Origin of the sequence: Acetobacter fabarum, from assembly GCF_029069195.1 — a bacterium.
Lineage (GTDB): Bacteria > Pseudomonadota > Alphaproteobacteria > Acetobacterales > Acetobacteraceae > Acetobacter > Acetobacter fabarum_A.
In genome coordinates this window covers 1-16083 of record NZ_JARDYK010000011.1, presented here as the reverse complement: position 1 = coordinate 16083, position 16083 = coordinate 1, and the positions used below count along the sequence as shown (strand labels likewise).

The window sequence follows — 16083 nt, the reverse complement described above, 5'->3', positions numbered from 1 at the left end:
CATGGCCCCTGTAGGATGAAGGGAGTGAACATAGTAATCGCCTAAATGGAACAGGCAACTCCTCTGGATGCAAAACCGCAGGGCGGGTGTGTTTTTATCGCATGCAGGGCGGGGCAAAGGGGGGGATCAGGGCGGGGTAACCACCTTTGCCCCCGTGCCAAACGCATCGCCCCGCACGGTTATGGCGCTGGAAGGAATACCGCGCTGGGTCAGTGCCACGGCAAGGCGCTGGGCACGCAGCAGGCCAAGACGCACGGCATCGGCCTGATCCTGCGGACTCATGGACGCGGCATCGCCAAACCCGCGAATGGTCAGGGGGCCGTTCGGCCATTTTTGCACGATCCTGCCCAGCGCCGCGTCCTGCCCGCTGGAGAGCTGGTCGGACTGGGGCACAAAATGGAAAGCCATCCCTTTTATGTCGGTCAGGTCATAGTTGGGGCGCGCGGCATCGGGGAGGTTTGCATCCGTTGGTACGGCAAAACCGGGGAAGTCGGGGGGTGTGGGCGGGGTTTGTGGTATTTGCGGAATCTGGTCAGGGCGTAATTCGGGGATGTCCGCTTTTTTGTACACTTCGGGCATGGCCACTTCCGCCTCGGCTTTTTCTGGCGCGGGGAGGGGGGCTGCGGTGCCTGCTGGCAGGCTGGATACGGCCGCAGGCGGGGGCGCGCTTACGGGCGGCTGGGGAGCGCTGTCTGCCGCATCCATAACCGCGCCGCTTACGCCTGCGGGCAGGGTGGGCTGGGCCGTTTTTTGCGCACCGGTTCTGCCGCCTGCATTGGGGGGAGGTGGAATGTTGGGGATCATGGACCCGTTGGCGGCCATGGTCCGGTAGGTCAGGTTGCGGTCGCGCGTCAGTTGTTCACTCAGCAGGGCGCGAGCCTGAGGGGAGGGAATGTTGGGCGCATCCGTTGGGGTCAGGCCCACTTTGGGGTAAGGGTCGTAGCGTCCCGGCGGTGGTGGGCGCTGCTGGGCAATGATCCCGCCGCGCATGCTGCGTGACCAGTCCAGGGCGGTATCAATCGCATCACGGTGCTGGCAGGCGCTCAGCATACTGCCCAGCGCGACAAGAGCAGCCATGCTGGCAGCCTGCAAAAAGCGGTCTGGCCGGGGGGTATGGGTCCGGCTGGTCGGCTTCTGCTCCAGAGAGGGCTGCTGCATGGCGGGGGGAATGCTCCGAAAAACCTGATATAAAATTGCCCCGCACCTTACCCTTTTCCCTCCTCCGTGGCGAGAGAGCGCATGATTGCCCCTTGGCAGGCACGTTCGGGCAGCGCAGGATAAGGGAATGAACACTGATACGGAACAATGTGCGGAGACAGCAATGACGGGCCTCTTCTCCCGTAACGCCATCAGGCTGGACGATGAACCGGAAACCCCGGAAACCCCCGAAAAAGAGGAAGGTAAAGCCTCTGGCGCCCCGCAGGGCGAACTGGAGCACAAGCTGTTCAAGCAGCGTAAGGTGCTTATTTTTGGTGGGATAAACGACAAGGTCGCGCGCGACGTAACCGGCCGCCTGCTGGCGCTGGCCGGTGAATCTGACAAACCGATTGATGTGTACGTCAATTCTCCCGGCGGGCATGTGGAAAGTGGAGACACGATCCATGACATGATCCGTTTTGTCGATTCGATTGCCCCGGTCAACATGATCGGCACGGGCTGGGTGGCTTCTGCTGGTGCGCTTATTTTTGCCGCAGGTCACAAGGACCGCCGATTCTGCCTGCCCAACACGCGTTTTCTGCTGCACCAGCCGATGGGCGGTGTGCGTGGCCCGGCAACCGATATTGATATCGAAGCGCGCGAAATCATTAAAATGCGCGAACGCCTGAACCATCTTTTTGCGCGTGAAACAGGGCAGCCTTACGAAAAAGTCGTCAAGGACACGGACCGTAACTACTGGATGTCCGCAAAAGAAGCGATAGAGTACGGTTTAGTGACCAAGATCATTTCTAAGCTGGCTGATCTGCACTAACACGGGGGCGTCGCCGCCATTCCCGGTCATGGGAATGGTGGCATGTTTCAGGTTTATTGGACCTTCCAACGTTCCAGCCAGTCAGGGTTGGTTGCAAAAAGGGGAGGTCCCCAGATAACGGGTTCCTCACATGGGTTCTCTGAGCGATATTTACTCCCATCTGCCGGAAAGTATGGATGACCTTCCAGCACCCCCTAATGCCGAGGCTGTAGTCGAGGCGGATTTTCGCGCGCGGCATTGGCTGAGTCCCATTCGCGGGCCGCTCAAACCGGGTTCGGAAGAGCACAAGCGCGCACTTGCGGCCATGTTCCGTGAGACGTTCAACCCGTACAAGCCATCTGTCATTGACTGGCCCAAGCTGGACCCCGAAACCCTGCACCGTGTGACCTCCCTGCCAATCTGGGACATTGCCGTGCAGACCGAGGGCAAGGCCCGCCTGCGCATGGCCGCTTATGCCCGCCTGGTCACCGATCCTGACGTCAAGGACGCCATCTCGCGCAATGCGTGGGAAGAAAACCGGCATAAGGAAGTGCTGGCCAAAATGGTGGCGGCCTACAACATTCCCATGGCCCCCGAGCCCCCGTATGTGGAGCCGAAGGACGTGGAATGGGCCTATCTGGTCACCGGCTTTTCGGAATGTGTGGACAGCTTTTTTGCTTTTGGCATGTTCGAACTGGCCAAGCGTTCGGGCTACTTCCCCGAAGCTCTGACCGACACGTTCGAGCCGATCATGCAGGAAGAATGCCGCCATATTCTGCTTTTTGCCAACTGGCTGGCTTGGTACCGTGCAGTTATGCCGTGGTGGCGTCGCCCGTTCTTTGAAGCAAAGGTATGGGCTGTCTGGGGTTTTCTGGCCTACGAACGCATGAGCCTTGCCCGCACGGTGGATGATAGCGGGCAGGTCCATACGCAGGACAACAACTTTACCGTAACCGGCACCAAGGAAGTGACCAACATCCAGATCAACCTGCCGGATTTTATGGAACTGTGTCTGGAAGAAGATGACCGGCGTTTTGCCGGGTATGACCCGCGCCTGCTGCGCCCGACCACAACCCCCGCGATCGCCAGGGTGATCCGCAATGTGGGGCGGGTGTGGGAATTTACTTCAGGTATTTTCAAGGCCAACGGTAAAAAAGCCGCCTGAGCTTTTGGTGTGTCGTGGTCTGCATGCAGCCTGCCCTTATGGGGCGGGCTGTTTTGTTTTGGGCACAGGTGCAAAACGCAGCACTATATTTGCCCGGCTTTTCATTTTTGTTGAATTTTGTGGATAACCTCAGAGGTATAAAGTCCACAAAGACCGTCGATATGTAGACGAGGAGCGTATTTCGGAAGGTGGATATTCTCACGGGTCTGGATAAAGGGGTGATTTTTCCCTCTTTATGCCATGGAAATCCGTACCTAATTCCTGATCAGTTCGTTTTTTTTAAATCATATGTGCTGGCATGGTGCTGTGTGCAGCATGCCAGTACGATTCTGCGCGGAAGGTCAGGATTTTTTTACAAATTCCGACTTCAGGTTCATGGCCCCGATGCCGCTTATTTTGCAGGCAATGTTGTGGCCGTCCGTGCCATCGACCAGTTTGATGTTTTTGACCTTGGTGCCGCTTTTAACCACCAGAGAAGACCCCTTTACCTTCAGGTCCTTGGTGACCGTAATGGTGTCACCATCAGCCAGAACGTTGCCGTTGGCATCATGAATAACGCCTGAACCCTCTGTATCCGTATCGGCTGCATTGGTGGAGAGTGCATTCCATTCATGTGCGCATTCGGGGCAGACCCACAGCTCGCCATCCTGATAAATATGTTCACAGCCGCATTGCGGGCATTTGTGTTCGTCGCTCATGGTCATCCCCCGTGGTTACAATGCGGCGCAACCTAATACATGCGTCCGGTAATAGAAATAGCAGGGGAAAAAGCAGACCGGAGCGGTCACTGGCCCGGCGGGTCAAAGGCGGAGGCTATGAGGGCTTACGTGGAGGTCTTTGGTTTGCGGTGGGCATGCACGCACAGCAATACGCTCAGCACCACACACCCAAAAGCCAGTGTTTCCATCCGGCCTGGCAGTCGATGCTCCCATATGAAGCCGTAGCAGAGGGAAAACAGGGTTTCGAACAGGATCATCTGCCCCACCAGTGTCAGCGGGAGCAACTGGTTCATCCTGTTCCACAGCGCATTGCCTGCAATGGAGGCCAGCAGGGCAACACCCGTACTGACCAGCGCAAAGTTACGCCATTGCTCCAGCCCGTGGGCCGTGCTGTCCAGCAGAAGGGCAAGGGGGAGCAGGACCACATTCTGGGCACCGGTGGCAAGCCCGGTCAGCAGGCTCCAGTCATGGGCGGAAAAATGTCGCTGGCGCACAAGTGCCCGGCTGTTTCCCACGGCATAGAGTGTCCAGGAGCCAAGGGCTGCCACAGCGCAGAGCAGCCCCAGAAAAGGCGCACGGGCAACGGAATGTGTCTGGGTATGCATGGCCTGCCAGCCAATACATGCCGCCCCGGTCAGGCATAGCAGGATGGAGGGTAAAAGCTGGCGCAGGGGGAGGGCATCCTTGTCACGGCTGCCAACCAGTGTCACCAGCACAGGCAAAAAGCCGATCACAAGAGTGGTGCTGGTAATGCCGCCGTTTTTGACGGCGCTTGAGAGCAGCACATAGTAAGCCGTATTCCCCGCAAAGGAGAGCCAGCTCAGTGTCCACCATGTGCGCAGGCTTACGGTGTGGCTGAGGACCTGCCAGCGTGGTGCAACCATAATGGCGGCGAACAGGCCGTACAGCACGTAGCGTCCACAGGCCATTTCCAGCGCGCTGAAGTTGCGGATCAGCTCAGGGGCCAGAAAAACCAGTCCCCATAACGCCCCTGCCCCAACACCACAGGCCATGCCTTTGCCAAGGTTATGCTGTGCGGCTGGGTGGTGCATGGGGTTGGTCGCCTTGGCCGGGGGGAGGGCCATCAGGCCCGGGCAAATGGTGGGGTGCTCGGGTCCGAGCAGATGACTGGTGCCTCTGGTGCTGTTGAGGCCAGATGGAGGCGGGTTTTACAAAAAACTTTTTTGTATCAGGCGTTTCCGAAGCGTCTGTAGCGGAAGGGCGGCGGCGTTTGGGGGCGTTGGGCAATAGCCTGCGTGACCTGTTTGTGATCGGGGGCCTTATGGCAGACCGGGTCCGCCACATCCGCCTTGCCCGCCAGCGCCAGCGCCTGACAACGGCAGCCCCCCCAGTCTTCCTCCTTGAACGCGCAGGACTGGCAGGGTTCGGGCATCCATTCCGTGCCGCGGAACAGGTTAAAAATAGGGGCATCCTTCCATATGGCGGCAAGACCTGCCTCGCGCACATTGGGGAAGGTGATGTTGGGAATGGTTTCCGCCGCGTGGCAGGGCAACACCTTGCCTGTGGGGGTGATGTTTAAAAAACGCTGGCCCCATCCGCCCATGCAGGGTTTGGGGCGGTCCTCGTAATAATCGGGGGTAACAAAATCTATGCTCATGCGCCCTGCCAGCCGGGTGCGGGCTGCGGTTACGGCTTCGGTTGTGGCTTCTATCTGGGCGCGGTCAGGCAGGAGGGCATCACGGTTGAGCAGACCCCAGCCATAATACTGGGTATGGGCGATTTCCACCCGTCTGGCGCCAAGCTGTTCGGCCAGTTCCAGCATGGCGGGCACACGGTCGGCATTCTGGCGGTGGATGACAAAGTTAAGTGTGAGCGCAAGACCCTCTGCGGTAATCAGGCGTGCCGCTTCCAGCTTTTTGGCGTGTGCACCTGCCATGTTGGCAATGCGGTCCGCGCTGGCGGGGGCCACGTCCTGAAAAGATAACTGGATATGGTCCAGCCCCGCATCGGCCAGAGCGCGCAGGGTGTCCGGGCGGATCAGCACGCCAGAGGTGATCAGGTTGGAATACAGGCCAGCCTGTGCTGCGTGGCGCACCAGTTCTGGCAGGTCAGGGCGGGCCATGGGTTCCCCGCCTGAAAAATGAACCTGCAACACGCCCATCAGCGCTGCTTCGTCCAGCACACGCTGCCATTCTGTGGTGCCCAGTTCCTGCGTTCTGGGGTCGAGCATAAGGGGGTTGGAGCAGTAGGGGCATTGCAGGGGGCAGCGGTGGGTAAGCTCCGCCAGCAGGCTCATGGGGGGAGGGGGCGTGCTCATGCGCGGAGCAGCACCTGTTTTTCGGCCAGTTCCGTCACCATGGCCAGCACGTCCTGCGCGATAATGGCGCGTGGGGCTGCAAATTTTTCGGCCAGCAGGTCTATAATCGTGTGGAGCGGGCGTGCGCCATCCACCAGTTGCAGCACTTCGGCTGCAATGGCATCGGCATGAAACGCGCGCTCGGGGGCCTGAATAAACCAGACCTCCCGCACACGGTCATAGTGCAGGCGGGTGCCCCGCGCAAAGCGTGGCACGGTCGTCTCGCACAGGGTCGGGCCTGTGGCCCCGGTCATGCCTGCGGGCCTGGGCGGAACGCGCCGGGGGGAATGTGCCCGGGGACCACATAGGCGTAATCCAGTGCATCCAGCATGGACCATAGCACGCTGCATTTGAACCTGAGTGCGTTCAGCACCGCTGTCTGCTGCTCCACCGTAAGGGCGTGCTCGCGCACGTAGGCCAGCGCAAAGGCGGAATCCTGCGGGGCCTGTGTCAGCCGGGGTTTGAAGTAGGCGAGCGTCTCCTCGGTAACAAAGTCGTAGTTGCCGAGCATGCCCGCAACCCGTTCGCTGATAATGGTGGGGGAGAAGAGTTCGGTCAGGGAAGAGGCAATGGCCTCCAGAATGGAGCGTTCGCGCACGAACTGCACGTAGGCTTCCACAGCAAAGCGCGTGCCCGGCAACAGCCCGTCGAGCGATTCCACATAGGCGCGGTCCAGCCCGAGGCCATCGGTCAGCCTGAGCCAGCGGGCAACACCACCCGTGCCGGGTTGTGTGCCATCATGGTCTTCCAGCCTGCGCCGCCATTCACGCCGCAGTTCCGTGGTGGGCAGGCGGGCCAGCAGGGAGGCATCCTTGGCGGGAATGCTGGCCTGATAGTAATAGCGGTTTAGCGCCCATGCCTGCACCTGCCCTTTGTTCAGCTTGCCGTCATGCAATGCACGGTGGAAGGGGTGCAGGTTGTGGTAGCGCTCGGCCCCAATGGCGCGCAGGGCGGCTTCCAGTTCATCAGGGGTGAGAAGACGGTCTGTCATAATCTTACCTTCATGCCATCAAAGGCCACTTCCCAGCCCGCAGCTTCGGCCTGCTGGCGTTCGGTGCTGTCGGCCAGCAGAACAGGGTTGGAATTGTTGATGTGGATGAGGATCTTGCGGGTCACGTTCAGGTCCGCAAAGGCGGAAAACGTGCCATCGGGCTGGTCGGCAAGGGACATATGCCCCATGCGGTGGCCGGTTTTGCTGCCAAGCCCTGCGCGCACCATTTCATCATCCGTCCAGAGTGTTCCGTCAAAAAATACGGCGTCGGCTCCCTGGATATGGGTGCGCAGGTCATCTGTCATCATCGCGCAGCCGGGAATGAACAGGGCGCGGGAGGTGCCATCGGTTATTTCCAGCCCGATGGTTTCGCCATTTGTCATGATTTCGGCTGGGTTTTCCGCTTTTTCAGCATAAAGAGGTACTTTGCCGGGAACGGAAAACGGGGTGATGCAAAAGCCCGGTGGGTCCAGGGTAAGGGGGCGGTCGAGCGTCATGGGCAGGCGTGGCACCAGTGTCCGGTCGAGCGCTGTAAAAATGGGGTTGGCATCCAGCTGGTCCAGTACCGGCTGCGTTGCATACAGCTCAAACGCCTGCCGCTCGCGCAGGGTAAGCAGGCCGGTAATGGCGTCAATTTCCCCGCTGGTCAGCACAACCCCGGCAATGGGGGTGGAGCGCAGGCCCGTACGCGGGTGCAGGTCGGGGGTCTGGTTGATCTGGGTCCGCAGGTCGGGCGAGGCATTCAGCACGTACCAGGATGTGCCATTCCCGCTAACGGCTATGGAGGCCTGTGTGCGGGCGGGGGCTGCGGGGTCACCCGCGCGGGCGCGGCGACAGGCGGGGGCGTTGGAGTTCCATTGCGGAAAACCACCACCGGCGGCTGCGCCGAGGACAACAATATCAAGCATACGACGCTTTCTAAACAAAAAAGCCGTCAGGGGGAAAGCTGGTGAGACACCAGCCCGCCTGACGGCCGAGAGAGGGGGTGCCCTCTCTTACTTTTTCTGACCGCAGACATAGCTGTTGATTTCTGCGCCCAACGGAATTTCCGTCACTTTAGGTGCGTTCCAGGCCATGATGTTTCTCCTTGGCATTGGGTGTGGTGTGCACAAAACGCAGCCACACATCGCAGGTACGTGCGGTGCGTCAGAGCCATGCCAGTGTGATGAAAAATAGCAAACGTGCAAGGGTTCTTGCCCCGATAAGGGGGGGAGGTGCGGCTTTATCACGGCAGTGTGATAATGTGCGCCAGCCCTGACAGGCTCATCTGTTTCATTTTGAAACACATTGAACGCTGGCCGCTACAACGTACTGCATGGCGCAGCGGGGGATTGCGGCAAGGCCGGTGGCGTTTTCATGCTCCAGTATGCTGGCCAGCCGTACGTCCAGCGCCGCATGGGACACGTGGCAAAATCCCGCCGAGGCATAGAATGGCGCGTTCCATGGCACATTGACAAACGTAGTCAGCGTGACACGCTGCAAACCTCGCTGCTGTGCCGCAGTGCATACGGCATGCAGCAGGCGACGGCCCAGCCCCTGACCCTGTGCGGCCTGCGTGACCGACATTTCCTGAATATGCAGGTCCAGCCCATAAAGATGCGCCGTTACAAAGCCCAGCAGTTGCCCCGTGGCGCTGGCCGCAACCCAGCAGGTTCGGGCGGCTATGCTGGCCGTATGTGTGGCAAGGTCCAGCCCATCCCCCCCGGTCAGCCAGACCAGTTCCGGTATGGCGGCAAAAGCCTGTGCGGCGTCCTGCTCCAGTGCGGGCAGGTAGGGGGCATCCGCCAGACAGGCGAGGCGGATGGTGCAGGGCATGCGGCTGCCCGTGACAGGGGTGCCCGCATGCCCTGTGGGCCTAGCTGGAGGCTGGTGCGCCATTTTCCAGCGTGACAATAAGCGGCACATGGTCGGACGGGCGCTCCCTGCCGCGTTCCTCCCGGTCGGGGTGCGCTGTTTGCAGGTGTTCGGCCACGCGGGGGGAGAGCAGCATGTGGTCGATCCGCAATCCGCTGTCCCGCGGCCATGCTCCGGCCTGATAGTCCCAGAACGTATAGGCCGCGCCATAGGGGTGCAGGGCGCGCAGGGCGTCAGTCAGGCCCAGCCAGCGCAGGCGCCGCCATGCTGCCCGGCTTTGCGGGCGCACAAGGGCATCACCGGGGGCCAGCGCTCCGGAGGCGCAGTCCTCGGGGGTGGGGCAGATATTGTAATCCCCCGCCAGTACAAAGTCCGTATCCTGCTGCAAAAAATCCTGCGCGCGCGCAGTGAGCGCGGCCAGAAACTCCAGCTTGGTTGCGTAACCCTGCTCTGCACCGGAGTTGCCATTGGGCAGGTACAGATTGCCCAGCACCAGCCCCTGGGTGCGCACCTCCACATACCGGGCGGCAGGGTCTGTAAAGCCGGGCAGATGCTCCGTTGTGACCGTAAAATCCCCACGGACCAGTGTGGCTACCCCGTTATAGGATTTCTGCCCCACAACGGCGCTGCGGTAGCCAGCCTGCTCGAAAACTCCGGAGGGGAACAGATGCGCCTCGCATTTGATTTCCTGCAACATCAGCACATCGGGCTGTTCACGCGCCAGCCAGTCCAGCACCAGGTCCTGCCTCAGACGCACCGAGTTGATGTTCCATGTCGCGATTTTCATGCGAGGGAAAAGCTCGTGCCGCACCCGCAGGAGGACGCCGCATTGGGGTTGGTTACGGCAAAATGCGCCCCCATCAGCTTGTCCTCAAAGGTCAGTTCCGCCCCGGCAAGCAGGTCCAGACTTGTGGGGTCCACCACCACAAGCGCACCATTTTTTTCTATGCGCACGTCATCAGCGGCCAGTCCGCCGGGCGGGGTGAGGATGAACTGATACTGAAACCCGTTGCACCCCCCTGCTTCTACCGCCACGCGCAGGGCAACCGGAGCTTCCTGCGCAGTGGAAGCACTGGCCTGTTTTTTGGCGACTACGCTGGCAATCCGGTTGGCAGCGGAGTCGGAGACGGAAAAAGAGGGGGCTGGCTGTGTCATACCCCATAGATAATCCGCCCGCGTGCAGGTTTGAAGGGGCAAGACGCCTCCAATGGTCAACTTTCCTCCAATAGCCTAAGATCAGGGGGCATGGTCCGCAGGCATTGTGCCGCCCGGACAGGTCAGGAGGTGCGTAATGCTGCAAGCCACACAACGCGATGAGCTGATGCCCTATGCCGTGCAGCCCGGCGAGGGCCGGGGCAGGCGCCTGCATGCGGAGCCTGAATCCCTGACCCGCTCCCCCTGGCAGCGGGACCGGGACCGGGTGGTTCATTCCTCCGGCTTCAGGCGGTTACAGTATAAAACGCAGGTGTTCATCAACCACGAGGGCGATTTTTTTCGCACCCGGCTGACCCATTCGCTGGAGGTTGCTCAGGTGGCCCGCTCCATGGCCCGCTACCTGCGGCTGGATGAAGACCTGACCGAGGCCGTAGCCTTGGCGCATGACCTTGGCCATACCCCCTTTGGCCATGCGGGGGAGGACGCACTGGCCGCGCGTATGCAGGACTACGGCGGGTTTGACCATAATGCACAGGCGCTGCGGCAGGTCATGCTGCTGGAGCGGCGTTATCTGGCGTTTGATGGCCTGAACCTGACATGGGAGACGCTGGAAGGGCTGGCCAAGCACAATGGCCCCGTGCGCAGGCCATCGGCCAGACTGGCGGAGGTGGATGCGCTGTTCCCGCTGGAGCTGGGCGGTTATGCCTCGGCCGAGGCGCAGGTGGCCGCTCTGGCGGATGATATTGCCTACCACGGGCATGATCTGGATGATGGCGTAAAGTCCGGCCTGCTGTCGCTGGATGATCTGGTGGATGTGCCACTGGTAGGGCAGGCTCTGGCCGAAGCCCGCGTACTGGCGGCGGACCTGCCCGGAACCGATACCCGTACCCACCAGCGCATCCGGCACGAAATGGTGCGCCGTGTCATTCATGCTCTGGTCACCGATGTGCTTGTGTGCACACGTGCGCGGCTGGCTGATCTGGCCCCCCGCAGTGTTGAGGATATTCGTGCCGCCAGCGCGCCCGTTGTGGCCTTTGGTCCAGCTATGGACGAGGCTAACAAAGGGATCCGCAAGTTCCTGTTTGCCAGACTGTACAGGCACTGGCGGGTCAACCGCATGACCCATAAGGCCCGCCACGTAACGGGGGAGCTGTTTACCACCCTTACGGAGTCGCCCAACCTGTTGCCAGCCGAATGGCAGCTACGTGTGGGGGATAAAGATAAGGCAGCCGTACACCGCACCGTGGCGGATTACGTGGCTTCCATGACCGATCGATACGCCATGGAAGAACATAGGCGGTTGACGGACCTGGCCGTTGCAGGCTGATAAACGCGTTTGCTGCACCAATTACGGGGTTGAGTGGTCTATGTCCGAGTGTGTTTTCCAGCGTTACCGTCATCATGTTCTGGCCGTTGTGCGTGAACTGTTGCCCGACGTGGCGGAGGAAACGCTGGTCCGTGTGGAACTGACCCCCACGCGAGACCCCGCCCATGGGGATATGGCAACAAACGCCGCCCTGCTGCTGGCCAAAGCCGCGCGCCGCAAACCGGCCGATATTGCAGCCGATCTGGTCAGTGCTTTGCAAAAGGTGGAGGGCATTGCCGCCGTGGCCGCCGCCGGGCCGGGCTTTGTCAACATCACCCTCCAGTCCGCCGTACTACGGGCAGTGCTGCCTGTGGTGCTGAATGTGGGTGAGGCTTACGGCCAGTCCACGGCGGGTAAGGGCGTTCGGGTGAATGTGGAATACGTATCCGCCAACCCTACCGGTCCCATGCATGTCGGTCACTGCCGCGGTGCCGTGGTGGGCGATGCGCTGGCCAACCTTATGGCCAAGGCCGGGTTTGATGTTACCAAGGAATTCTACATCAACGACGCGGGTAATCAGGTCAAGGCGCTGGCATGGGCGGCGTACTGGCGTTACCTGCAGGTGCTGGGCACCAGAATGACGCAGGACGATTTTTCGGCCCTTTCTCCCGGTGGTCTGCAGTATCAGGGCGAATACCTTATTCCTGTGGGTGAGGCACTCGCAGCGGAATTTGGTAACAAGCTGGCCGAAGTGGACGTGGACGGCACGCCCCTGCCTGCCCCCGCCGCAACATGGCAGGAAACCGTGCGCGGCTTTGCCGTGGCCCATATGATGGGCGCGATCAGGGAAGACCTTGCAGCCCTTGGCGTGCACCATGATGTGTTTTCGTCCGAGGCGGATGTGCTGGCCCGTGGCGTGACCGATGCGGCCATAGACCAGCTGGCCAAGGCCGACCTGCTGTACAACGGCGTGCTGGAACCCCCAAAAGGCAAGCTGCCGGAAGACTGGGAGGAGCGCGAACAGCTCCTGTTCCGTTCTACCAGCTTTGGGGATGATGTGGACCGCCCGCTGCGCAAGTCGGACGGCACCAATACCTACTTCGCCAATGATATTGGCTACCATATGGACAAGGTCGCCCGCGGCGCACAGGTCATGATTGACGTGTGGGGCGCAGACCACGGCGGTTACGTCAAACGCATGAAGGCCGCCGTAAAAGCCCTTACGGGTGATACCGTGCCGCTGGAAGTGCTGCTGTGCCAGATCGTGCATATCCTGCGTGATGGTCAGCCGGTCAAAATGTCCAAGCGCGCAGGCACGTTTGTGACCCTGCGTGATCTGATAGACGAGGTCGGGCGCGACGCCGTGCGCTTTACCATGCTCACCCGCAAGAGCGATGCCCAGATGGAGTTTGATCTGGACCTTGTGGTGGCCCAGCAGCGTGATAACCCCGTGTTTTATGTGCAGTATGCCCATGCCCGCTGCCGCTCCGTGCTGCGCAGTGCCGCAGAGGACGGTGCCTATGGCGCAGTGGACAACGCAGCCCTTGCCACCGCCACGCTGGACAACCTGACCTCGGATGCGGAAATGGCTCTGGTGCGCCGTCTGGCCGAATGGCCGCGTATGGTGGAATCGGCCGCCCTTGCGCGTGAACCACACCGTATTGCGTTCTATCTGGCCGAACTGGCGGGTGATTTTCATGCGTTGTGGAACCGTGGGCGAGATGATGCGTCCCTGAGGTTCCTGCAGGCTGGTGCGGTGGAAGCCACACGTGCGCGTCTGGCGCTTGTGGCGGCCACGGCGGCGGTTATCCGTTCCGGCCTTGCGGTTATGGGTGTGGACCCGGTGGAGGAAATGCGCTGATGAGTGAGGAAGACCGCCCCGGCTCTACGGTGGAAGAACGGATCAGCCGTGCGCGTGAGCGCATGAGCATGGATTATGACGACAAACCCACGGCAGGCTCGGCAACAGGCAACAGGCTGATGGATCTGTTCACCAGCTTTTTGGGCAGTGAGTCCGGCACACGGCGGCTGGCCTATGGCGCTGCCGGGCTGGGCGGGCTGCTGGTGCTGGGTATTGGCGGCTGGGCGGTGCTGGGCCACCATCAGAGCGGTATTCCTGTTATGGGCCCCCCCCCTGTTGCCATGCGCACCAAGCCGGTTGATCCGGGTGGGATGCAGCTTGATACACTGACCCTGCCTGATGCGGATGCAAACCAGCAGGGCCACCCCGTACCCGCGCCTGAAAAACCCAACCCCGCAGCTCTTGCCGCGCAGTATGGCGGCCAGTCTGCTCCTGCGGGTGCCGCACCTCCCATAACGGGGGAGAGTGTGGGGGCTGCTCCGGTAGCGGGCGCGGCTACACCGCTCGCACCGGCTACATCAGCCACACCGGCAGCCACACCGGCAGTTCCAGAGTCCGGACCCGTGGCGCAGGGTACCACACCGGCTGAGGGTGCGGCCCTTAAACCCATACCTTCCGCGACCTTGCCTCCGCAGGGGACGGCGGCTCCCGCAGCCGAGGCCGCAGCACCCGAGCCGCTCAAGGAAGCGCCCGTCCCCACGGAGGATGCCTCCGATGGAGAGGAGGAAGCTCCTCCTGTCGCCAAACCCGTTGCAAAAAAAGCCGCTACCGCTCCGCGTGGCGTGGCAGGGGGTAAGTACCAGGTCCAGCTTGCAGCCCTGCAAACCGAAGCAGAGGCCCAAAAGGAATGGGCACGGCTTAAAACCCGTTACCCAACCCTGTTTGGAGGGGTCACTCCCGCCTTTGTCCGTACCGAGCAGAATAACGCCACGTTCTACCGCCTGCGTGTGCTAGGCTTTGGTGCTGTGGCGGATGCAAAGGATTTCTGTTCCTCGGTGCGTGAGCGCGGTATGGCCTGCATGGTGGTGCGTCCCTGACGCCATCTGTGGAACGCCTGATGGAATCCCATGCCGCGCATCAGGCAGGGGAGGGTACGCAGCCCCCCCCTGCTCATAAACAGGGGGGCACGCACACCGCTGCGCTGCATGGTGCTACGCCGGACCACGTGCCGCGTGTACCACTTTTGCGGCTGGAGGGGTTTGAAGGGCCAATGGACCTTCTGCTCGATCTGGCACGGGCGCAGAAGGTGGACCTTGCCCGGATTTCCATCCTGCAACTGGTCGAACAGTATCTGGCCGTGGTGGAAAATGCCCGCCGGGTCAGGCTGGAACTGGCGGCGGACTGGCTGGTTATGGCTGCATGGCTGGCATGGCTTAAATCCCGCCTGCTGCTTCCTGCCGATGATGAACTGGCCATGGAAGGGGAGGAAGCCGCTGAACTGTTGCAGGAGCGGCTGATAGAGCTGGCCTGCATGGGAGAGCTGGCCCGCTGGCTGGAGGCCCGGCCCCGCCTTGGGCGCGACGTGTTTGCCCGTGGCCTGCCCGAAAATCTGCTGGAGGTGGACCGCTCGGGTCTGGCGCTGGATATGCCACAGCTTATGCGGGCTTACCTTGCCTGTGTAAGGCGCACCGCACGCAGGCGCATTTATGCACCCCGCACGATCCGGTTCTGGACCGTGCAGGATGCACTGAGCAGGCTGACCCGCCTGCTGGGTGAAACCCCGCCAAGCTGGAGCACGCTGGATGCTTTTCTGCCCGACAGTCTGCCCGGTCAGGGGGAGGGAGAAGAAGCCCAGCGCCAGCGCCGCGCCGCCATGGCTGGTACCCTGATCGCAGGGCTGGAACTGGCCAAGACCGGGCGGCTTGAGTTGCGGCAGGATGAAACGTTCGGCCAGATCATGCTCCGCCCGCATGAACAGGCAGAGACCACCGACCCGCAGCCCGAAGTGGAGGAAGATCCCGCCCCCGCAGAGGACGCCACGCCCGGGCGCATCAGAGAAAAGAAGCAGGACGCATGACCAGCCCCCCCGCCCCCCGGACTGTGCCAGATGAGGCCGTAAGGCTGGCCGAAGCTCTTGTTTTTGCCTCGACCGAACCCGTGAGTGCCCGCCGTCTGGCAGATATGCTGGAAGGGCGGCAGATCATGCCCGCAGGGGAGGAAGACCTGGGGGCTTTTGTGGCGGCGGTCCTGACAGAACTGGGCAGGCGTTATGAGGGCAGGGGTGTGTTTCTTGTGGAGGTGGCTGGTGGCTGGCAGTTCCGGACCGCTCCCGATCTGGCGCCGCTGTTAACCCGTGTGCTGGAACGGCCAAGGCGGCTGCCCCGCGCGGTGATGGAAACACTGGCCATTATTGCCTACCATCAGCCCTGTACCCGTGTGGAAATAGAAGAAATTCGTGGCGTAAGCCTTGGGCAGAATGTGCTCGATACCCTGATCGAGGCGGAACTGATTGCCCCGCGTGGTCGCAAGGAGGTGCCGGGCAGGCCGGTCCTGTGGGGCACCACGGCTGATTTTCTGCGCCATTTTGGCCTGCGTGCGCTCTCCGACATGCCTCGGCGTGAAGAGCTTATGGTCGATGTGCCTCAAAATCCGGGCGAGGCCGGGTTACCCCAGTCGGCGATGACGTTTCAGGCTGAGGAGCCCGAACCCGCGCGCTCTAGGCTCAGGACCTATTAATTTATTGAACTGAATGTGTTGTTGTGATTCACAGGCTTACCGATGGAGGGTGGGCGTGTGAGTGATGTGTTTATGCTGTCTGAGAGCCAGA

At 61.3% G+C, this 16083-nt stretch carries 18 protein-coding genes; 7 read left to right on the top strand and 11 right to left on the bottom strand.

Annotated elements, in window-relative coordinates; all coding sequences use genetic code 11:
* Positions 1–126: 126 nt before the first annotated feature.
* Complete coding sequence (locus PY793_RS11635) at positions 127–1158, bottom strand: OmpA family protein (RefSeq protein ID WP_275178182.1); 1032 nt, start codon at positions 1156–1158, stop codon at positions 127–129.
* A gap of 127 nt (positions 1159–1285) precedes the next feature.
* Here PY793_RS11635 and PY793_RS11630 point away from each other — a divergent pair, with 127 nt between their 5' ends.
* Both PY793_RS11630 and PY793_RS11625 read left to right on the top strand, forming a co-directional pair.
* A complete protein-coding gene (locus tag PY793_RS11630; RefSeq protein WP_275178181.1) occupies positions 1286–1969 on the top strand; it encodes an ATP-dependent Clp protease proteolytic subunit in 684 nt (227 codons plus the stop codon).
* Between the two features lie 130 nt (positions 1970–2099).
* Entirely contained in the window at positions 2100–3113 is a 1014-nt protein-coding gene (locus PY793_RS11625) for a ferritin-like domain-containing protein (RefSeq protein WP_275178180.1), read from the top strand.
* A 341-nt stretch (positions 3114–3454) separates the two neighbouring features.
* Here PY793_RS11625 and PY793_RS11620 read toward each other — a convergent pair whose 3' ends face one another.
* The 10 genes from PY793_RS11620 to PY793_RS11575 all read right to left on the bottom strand — a co-directional run bounded on the left by PY793_RS11620 (position 3455) and on the right by PY793_RS11575 (position 10149).
* The gene (locus PY793_RS11620; RefSeq protein ID WP_275178179.1) at positions 3455–3811 is read right to left on the bottom strand and encodes a zinc ribbon domain-containing protein YjdM; all 357 of its coding nucleotides are present in this window, start codon (positions 3809–3811) and stop codon (positions 3455–3457) included.
* Positions 3812–3936: 125 nt separating this feature from the next.
* The gene (locus PY793_RS11615) at positions 3937–4917 is read right to left on the bottom strand and encodes a DMT family transporter (protein WP_342803923.1); all 981 of its coding nucleotides are present in this window, start codon (positions 4915–4917) and stop codon (positions 3937–3939) included.
* Positions 4918–5021: 104 nt separating this feature from the next.
* Positions 5022–6110, bottom strand: a complete 1089-nt coding sequence (gene pqqE, locus PY793_RS11610; RefSeq protein WP_275178178.1) for a pyrroloquinoline quinone biosynthesis protein PqqE — start codon at positions 6108–6110, stop codon at positions 5022–5024.
* Entirely contained in the window at positions 6107–6403 is a 297-nt protein-coding gene (pqqD, locus tag PY793_RS11605; protein WP_275178177.1) for a pyrroloquinoline quinone biosynthesis peptide chaperone PqqD, read from the bottom strand. The genes pqqE and pqqD overlap by 4 nt, the downstream gene beginning before the upstream one ends.
* Positions 6400–7140: a pyrroloquinoline-quinone synthase PqqC gene (pqqC, locus tag PY793_RS11600; protein WP_275178176.1), complete on the bottom strand. Its 741-nt coding sequence runs from the start codon at positions 7138–7140 to the stop codon at positions 6400–6402. Before pqqC ends, pqqD begins: the two co-directional genes overlap by 4 nt.
* Positions 7137–8048, bottom strand: coding sequence for a pyrroloquinoline quinone biosynthesis protein PqqB (gene pqqB, locus PY793_RS11595; RefSeq protein ID WP_275178175.1), 912 nt, complete (start codon positions 8046–8048; stop codon positions 7137–7139). The genes pqqC and pqqB overlap by 4 nt, the downstream gene beginning before the upstream one ends.
* Before the next feature lie 87 nt (positions 8049–8135).
* Positions 8136–8216: a pyrroloquinoline quinone precursor peptide PqqA gene (gene pqqA / locus PY793_RS11590; protein ID WP_035370857.1), complete on the bottom strand. Its 81-nt coding sequence runs from the start codon at positions 8214–8216 to the stop codon at positions 8136–8138.
* A 196-nt stretch (positions 8217–8412) separates the two neighbouring features.
* Entirely contained in the window at positions 8413–8955 is a 543-nt protein-coding gene (locus tag PY793_RS11585; protein ID WP_275178174.1) for a GNAT family N-acetyltransferase, read from the bottom strand.
* A 40-nt stretch (positions 8956–8995) separates the two neighbouring features.
* A complete protein-coding gene (locus PY793_RS11580; protein WP_275178173.1) occupies positions 8996–9781 on the bottom strand; it encodes an exodeoxyribonuclease III in 786 nt (261 codons plus the stop codon).
* Positions 9778–10149: a HesB/IscA family protein gene (locus PY793_RS11575; protein ID WP_275178172.1), complete on the bottom strand. Its 372-nt coding sequence runs from the start codon at positions 10147–10149 to the stop codon at positions 9778–9780. The genes PY793_RS11580 and PY793_RS11575 overlap by 4 nt, the downstream gene beginning before the upstream one ends.
* A 136-nt stretch (positions 10150–10285) precedes the next feature.
* Here PY793_RS11575 and PY793_RS11570 point away from each other — a divergent pair, with 136 nt between their 5' ends.
* Genes PY793_RS11570 through scpB form a run of 5 tightly spaced genes read left to right on the top strand, consistent with a single transcriptional unit; the run spans position 10286 to position 15992 of the window.
* Positions 10286–11476: a deoxyguanosinetriphosphate triphosphohydrolase gene (locus tag PY793_RS11570; protein ID WP_275178171.1), complete on the top strand. Its 1191-nt coding sequence runs from the start codon at positions 10286–10288 to the stop codon at positions 11474–11476.
* Between the two features lie 40 nt (positions 11477–11516).
* A complete protein-coding gene (argS, locus tag PY793_RS11565; protein ID WP_275178170.1) occupies positions 11517–13316 on the top strand; it encodes an arginine--tRNA ligase in 1800 nt (599 codons plus the stop codon).
* Positions 13316–14353, top strand: a complete 1038-nt coding sequence (locus tag PY793_RS11560; RefSeq protein WP_275178169.1) for an SPOR domain-containing protein — start codon at positions 13316–13318, stop codon at positions 14351–14353. Before argS ends, PY793_RS11560 begins: the two co-directional genes overlap by 1 nt.
* Before the next feature lie 20 nt (positions 14354–14373).
* Positions 14374–15333 carry a segregation and condensation protein A gene (locus PY793_RS11555; RefSeq protein ID WP_275178168.1) on the top strand — a complete coding sequence of 320 codons (960 nt, stop codon included), beginning with the start codon at positions 14374–14376 and terminating at the stop codon, positions 15331–15333.
* A complete protein-coding gene (scpB, locus tag PY793_RS11550) occupies positions 15330–15992 on the top strand; it encodes an SMC-Scp complex subunit ScpB (protein ID WP_275178167.1) in 663 nt (220 codons plus the stop codon). Before PY793_RS11555 ends, scpB begins: the two co-directional genes overlap by 4 nt.
* Positions 15993–16083: the final 91 nt, after the last annotated feature.

Excerpts from the sequence above, each read along its gene's own strand:
- PY793_RS11630 (WP_275178181.1), top strand. The coding sequence starts at position 1,286 with ATGAACACTGATACGGAACAATGTGCGGAGACAGCAATGACGGGCCTC.
- PY793_RS11560 (WP_275178169.1), top strand. The coding sequence starts at position 13,316 with ATGAGTGAGGAAGACCGCCCCGGCTCTACGGTGGAAGAACGGATCAGC.
- PY793_RS11580 (WP_275178173.1), bottom strand. The coding sequence starts at position 9,781 with ATGAAAATCGCGACATGGAACATCAACTCGGTGCGTCTGAGGCAGGAC.
- pqqC (WP_275178176.1), bottom strand. The coding sequence starts at position 7,140 with ATGACAGACCGTCTTCTCACCCCTGATGAACTGGAAGCCGCCCTGCGC.
- pqqE (WP_275178178.1), bottom strand. The coding sequence starts at position 6,110 with ATGAGCACGCCCCCTCCCCCCATGAGCCTGCTGGCGGAGCTTACCCAC.
- argS (WP_275178170.1), top strand. The coding sequence starts at position 11,517 with ATGTCCGAGTGTGTTTTCCAGCGTTACCGTCATCATGTTCTGGCCGTT.
- pqqD (WP_275178177.1), bottom strand. The coding sequence starts at position 6,403 with ATGACCGGGGCCACAGGCCCGACCCTGTGCGAGACGACCGTGCCACGC.
- PY793_RS11585 (WP_275178174.1), bottom strand. The coding sequence starts at position 8,955 with ATGCCCTGCACCATCCGCCTCGCCTGTCTGGCGGATGCCCCCTACCTG.
- scpB (WP_275178167.1), top strand. The coding sequence starts at position 15,330 with ATGACCAGCCCCCCCGCCCCCCGGACTGTGCCAGATGAGGCCGTAAGG.
- PY793_RS11615 (WP_342803923.1), bottom strand. The coding sequence starts at position 4,917 with ATGGCCCTCCCCCCGGCCAAGGCGACCAACCCCATGCACCACCCAGCC.
- PY793_RS11625 (WP_275178180.1), top strand. The coding sequence starts at position 2,100 with ATGGGTTCTCTGAGCGATATTTACTCCCATCTGCCGGAAAGTATGGAT.
- PY793_RS11555 (WP_275178168.1), top strand. The coding sequence starts at position 14,374 with ATGGAATCCCATGCCGCGCATCAGGCAGGGGAGGGTACGCAGCCCCCC.
- PY793_RS11570 (WP_275178171.1), top strand. The coding sequence starts at position 10,286 with ATGCTGCAAGCCACACAACGCGATGAGCTGATGCCCTATGCCGTGCAG.
- PY793_RS11620 (WP_275178179.1), bottom strand. The coding sequence starts at position 3,811 with ATGAGCGACGAACACAAATGCCCGCAATGCGGCTGTGAACATATTTAT.
- pqqA (WP_035370857.1), bottom strand. The coding sequence starts at position 8,216 with ATGGCCTGGAACGCACCTAAAGTGACGGAAATTCCGTTGGGCGCAGAA.
- PY793_RS11635 (WP_275178182.1), bottom strand. The coding sequence starts at position 1,158 with ATGCAGCAGCCCTCTCTGGAGCAGAAGCCGACCAGCCGGACCCATACC.
- PY793_RS11575 (WP_275178172.1), bottom strand. The coding sequence starts at position 10,149 with ATGACACAGCCAGCCCCCTCTTTTTCCGTCTCCGACTCCGCTGCCAAC.
- pqqB (WP_275178175.1), bottom strand. The coding sequence starts at position 8,048 with ATGCTTGATATTGTTGTCCTCGGCGCAGCCGCCGGTGGTGGTTTTCCG.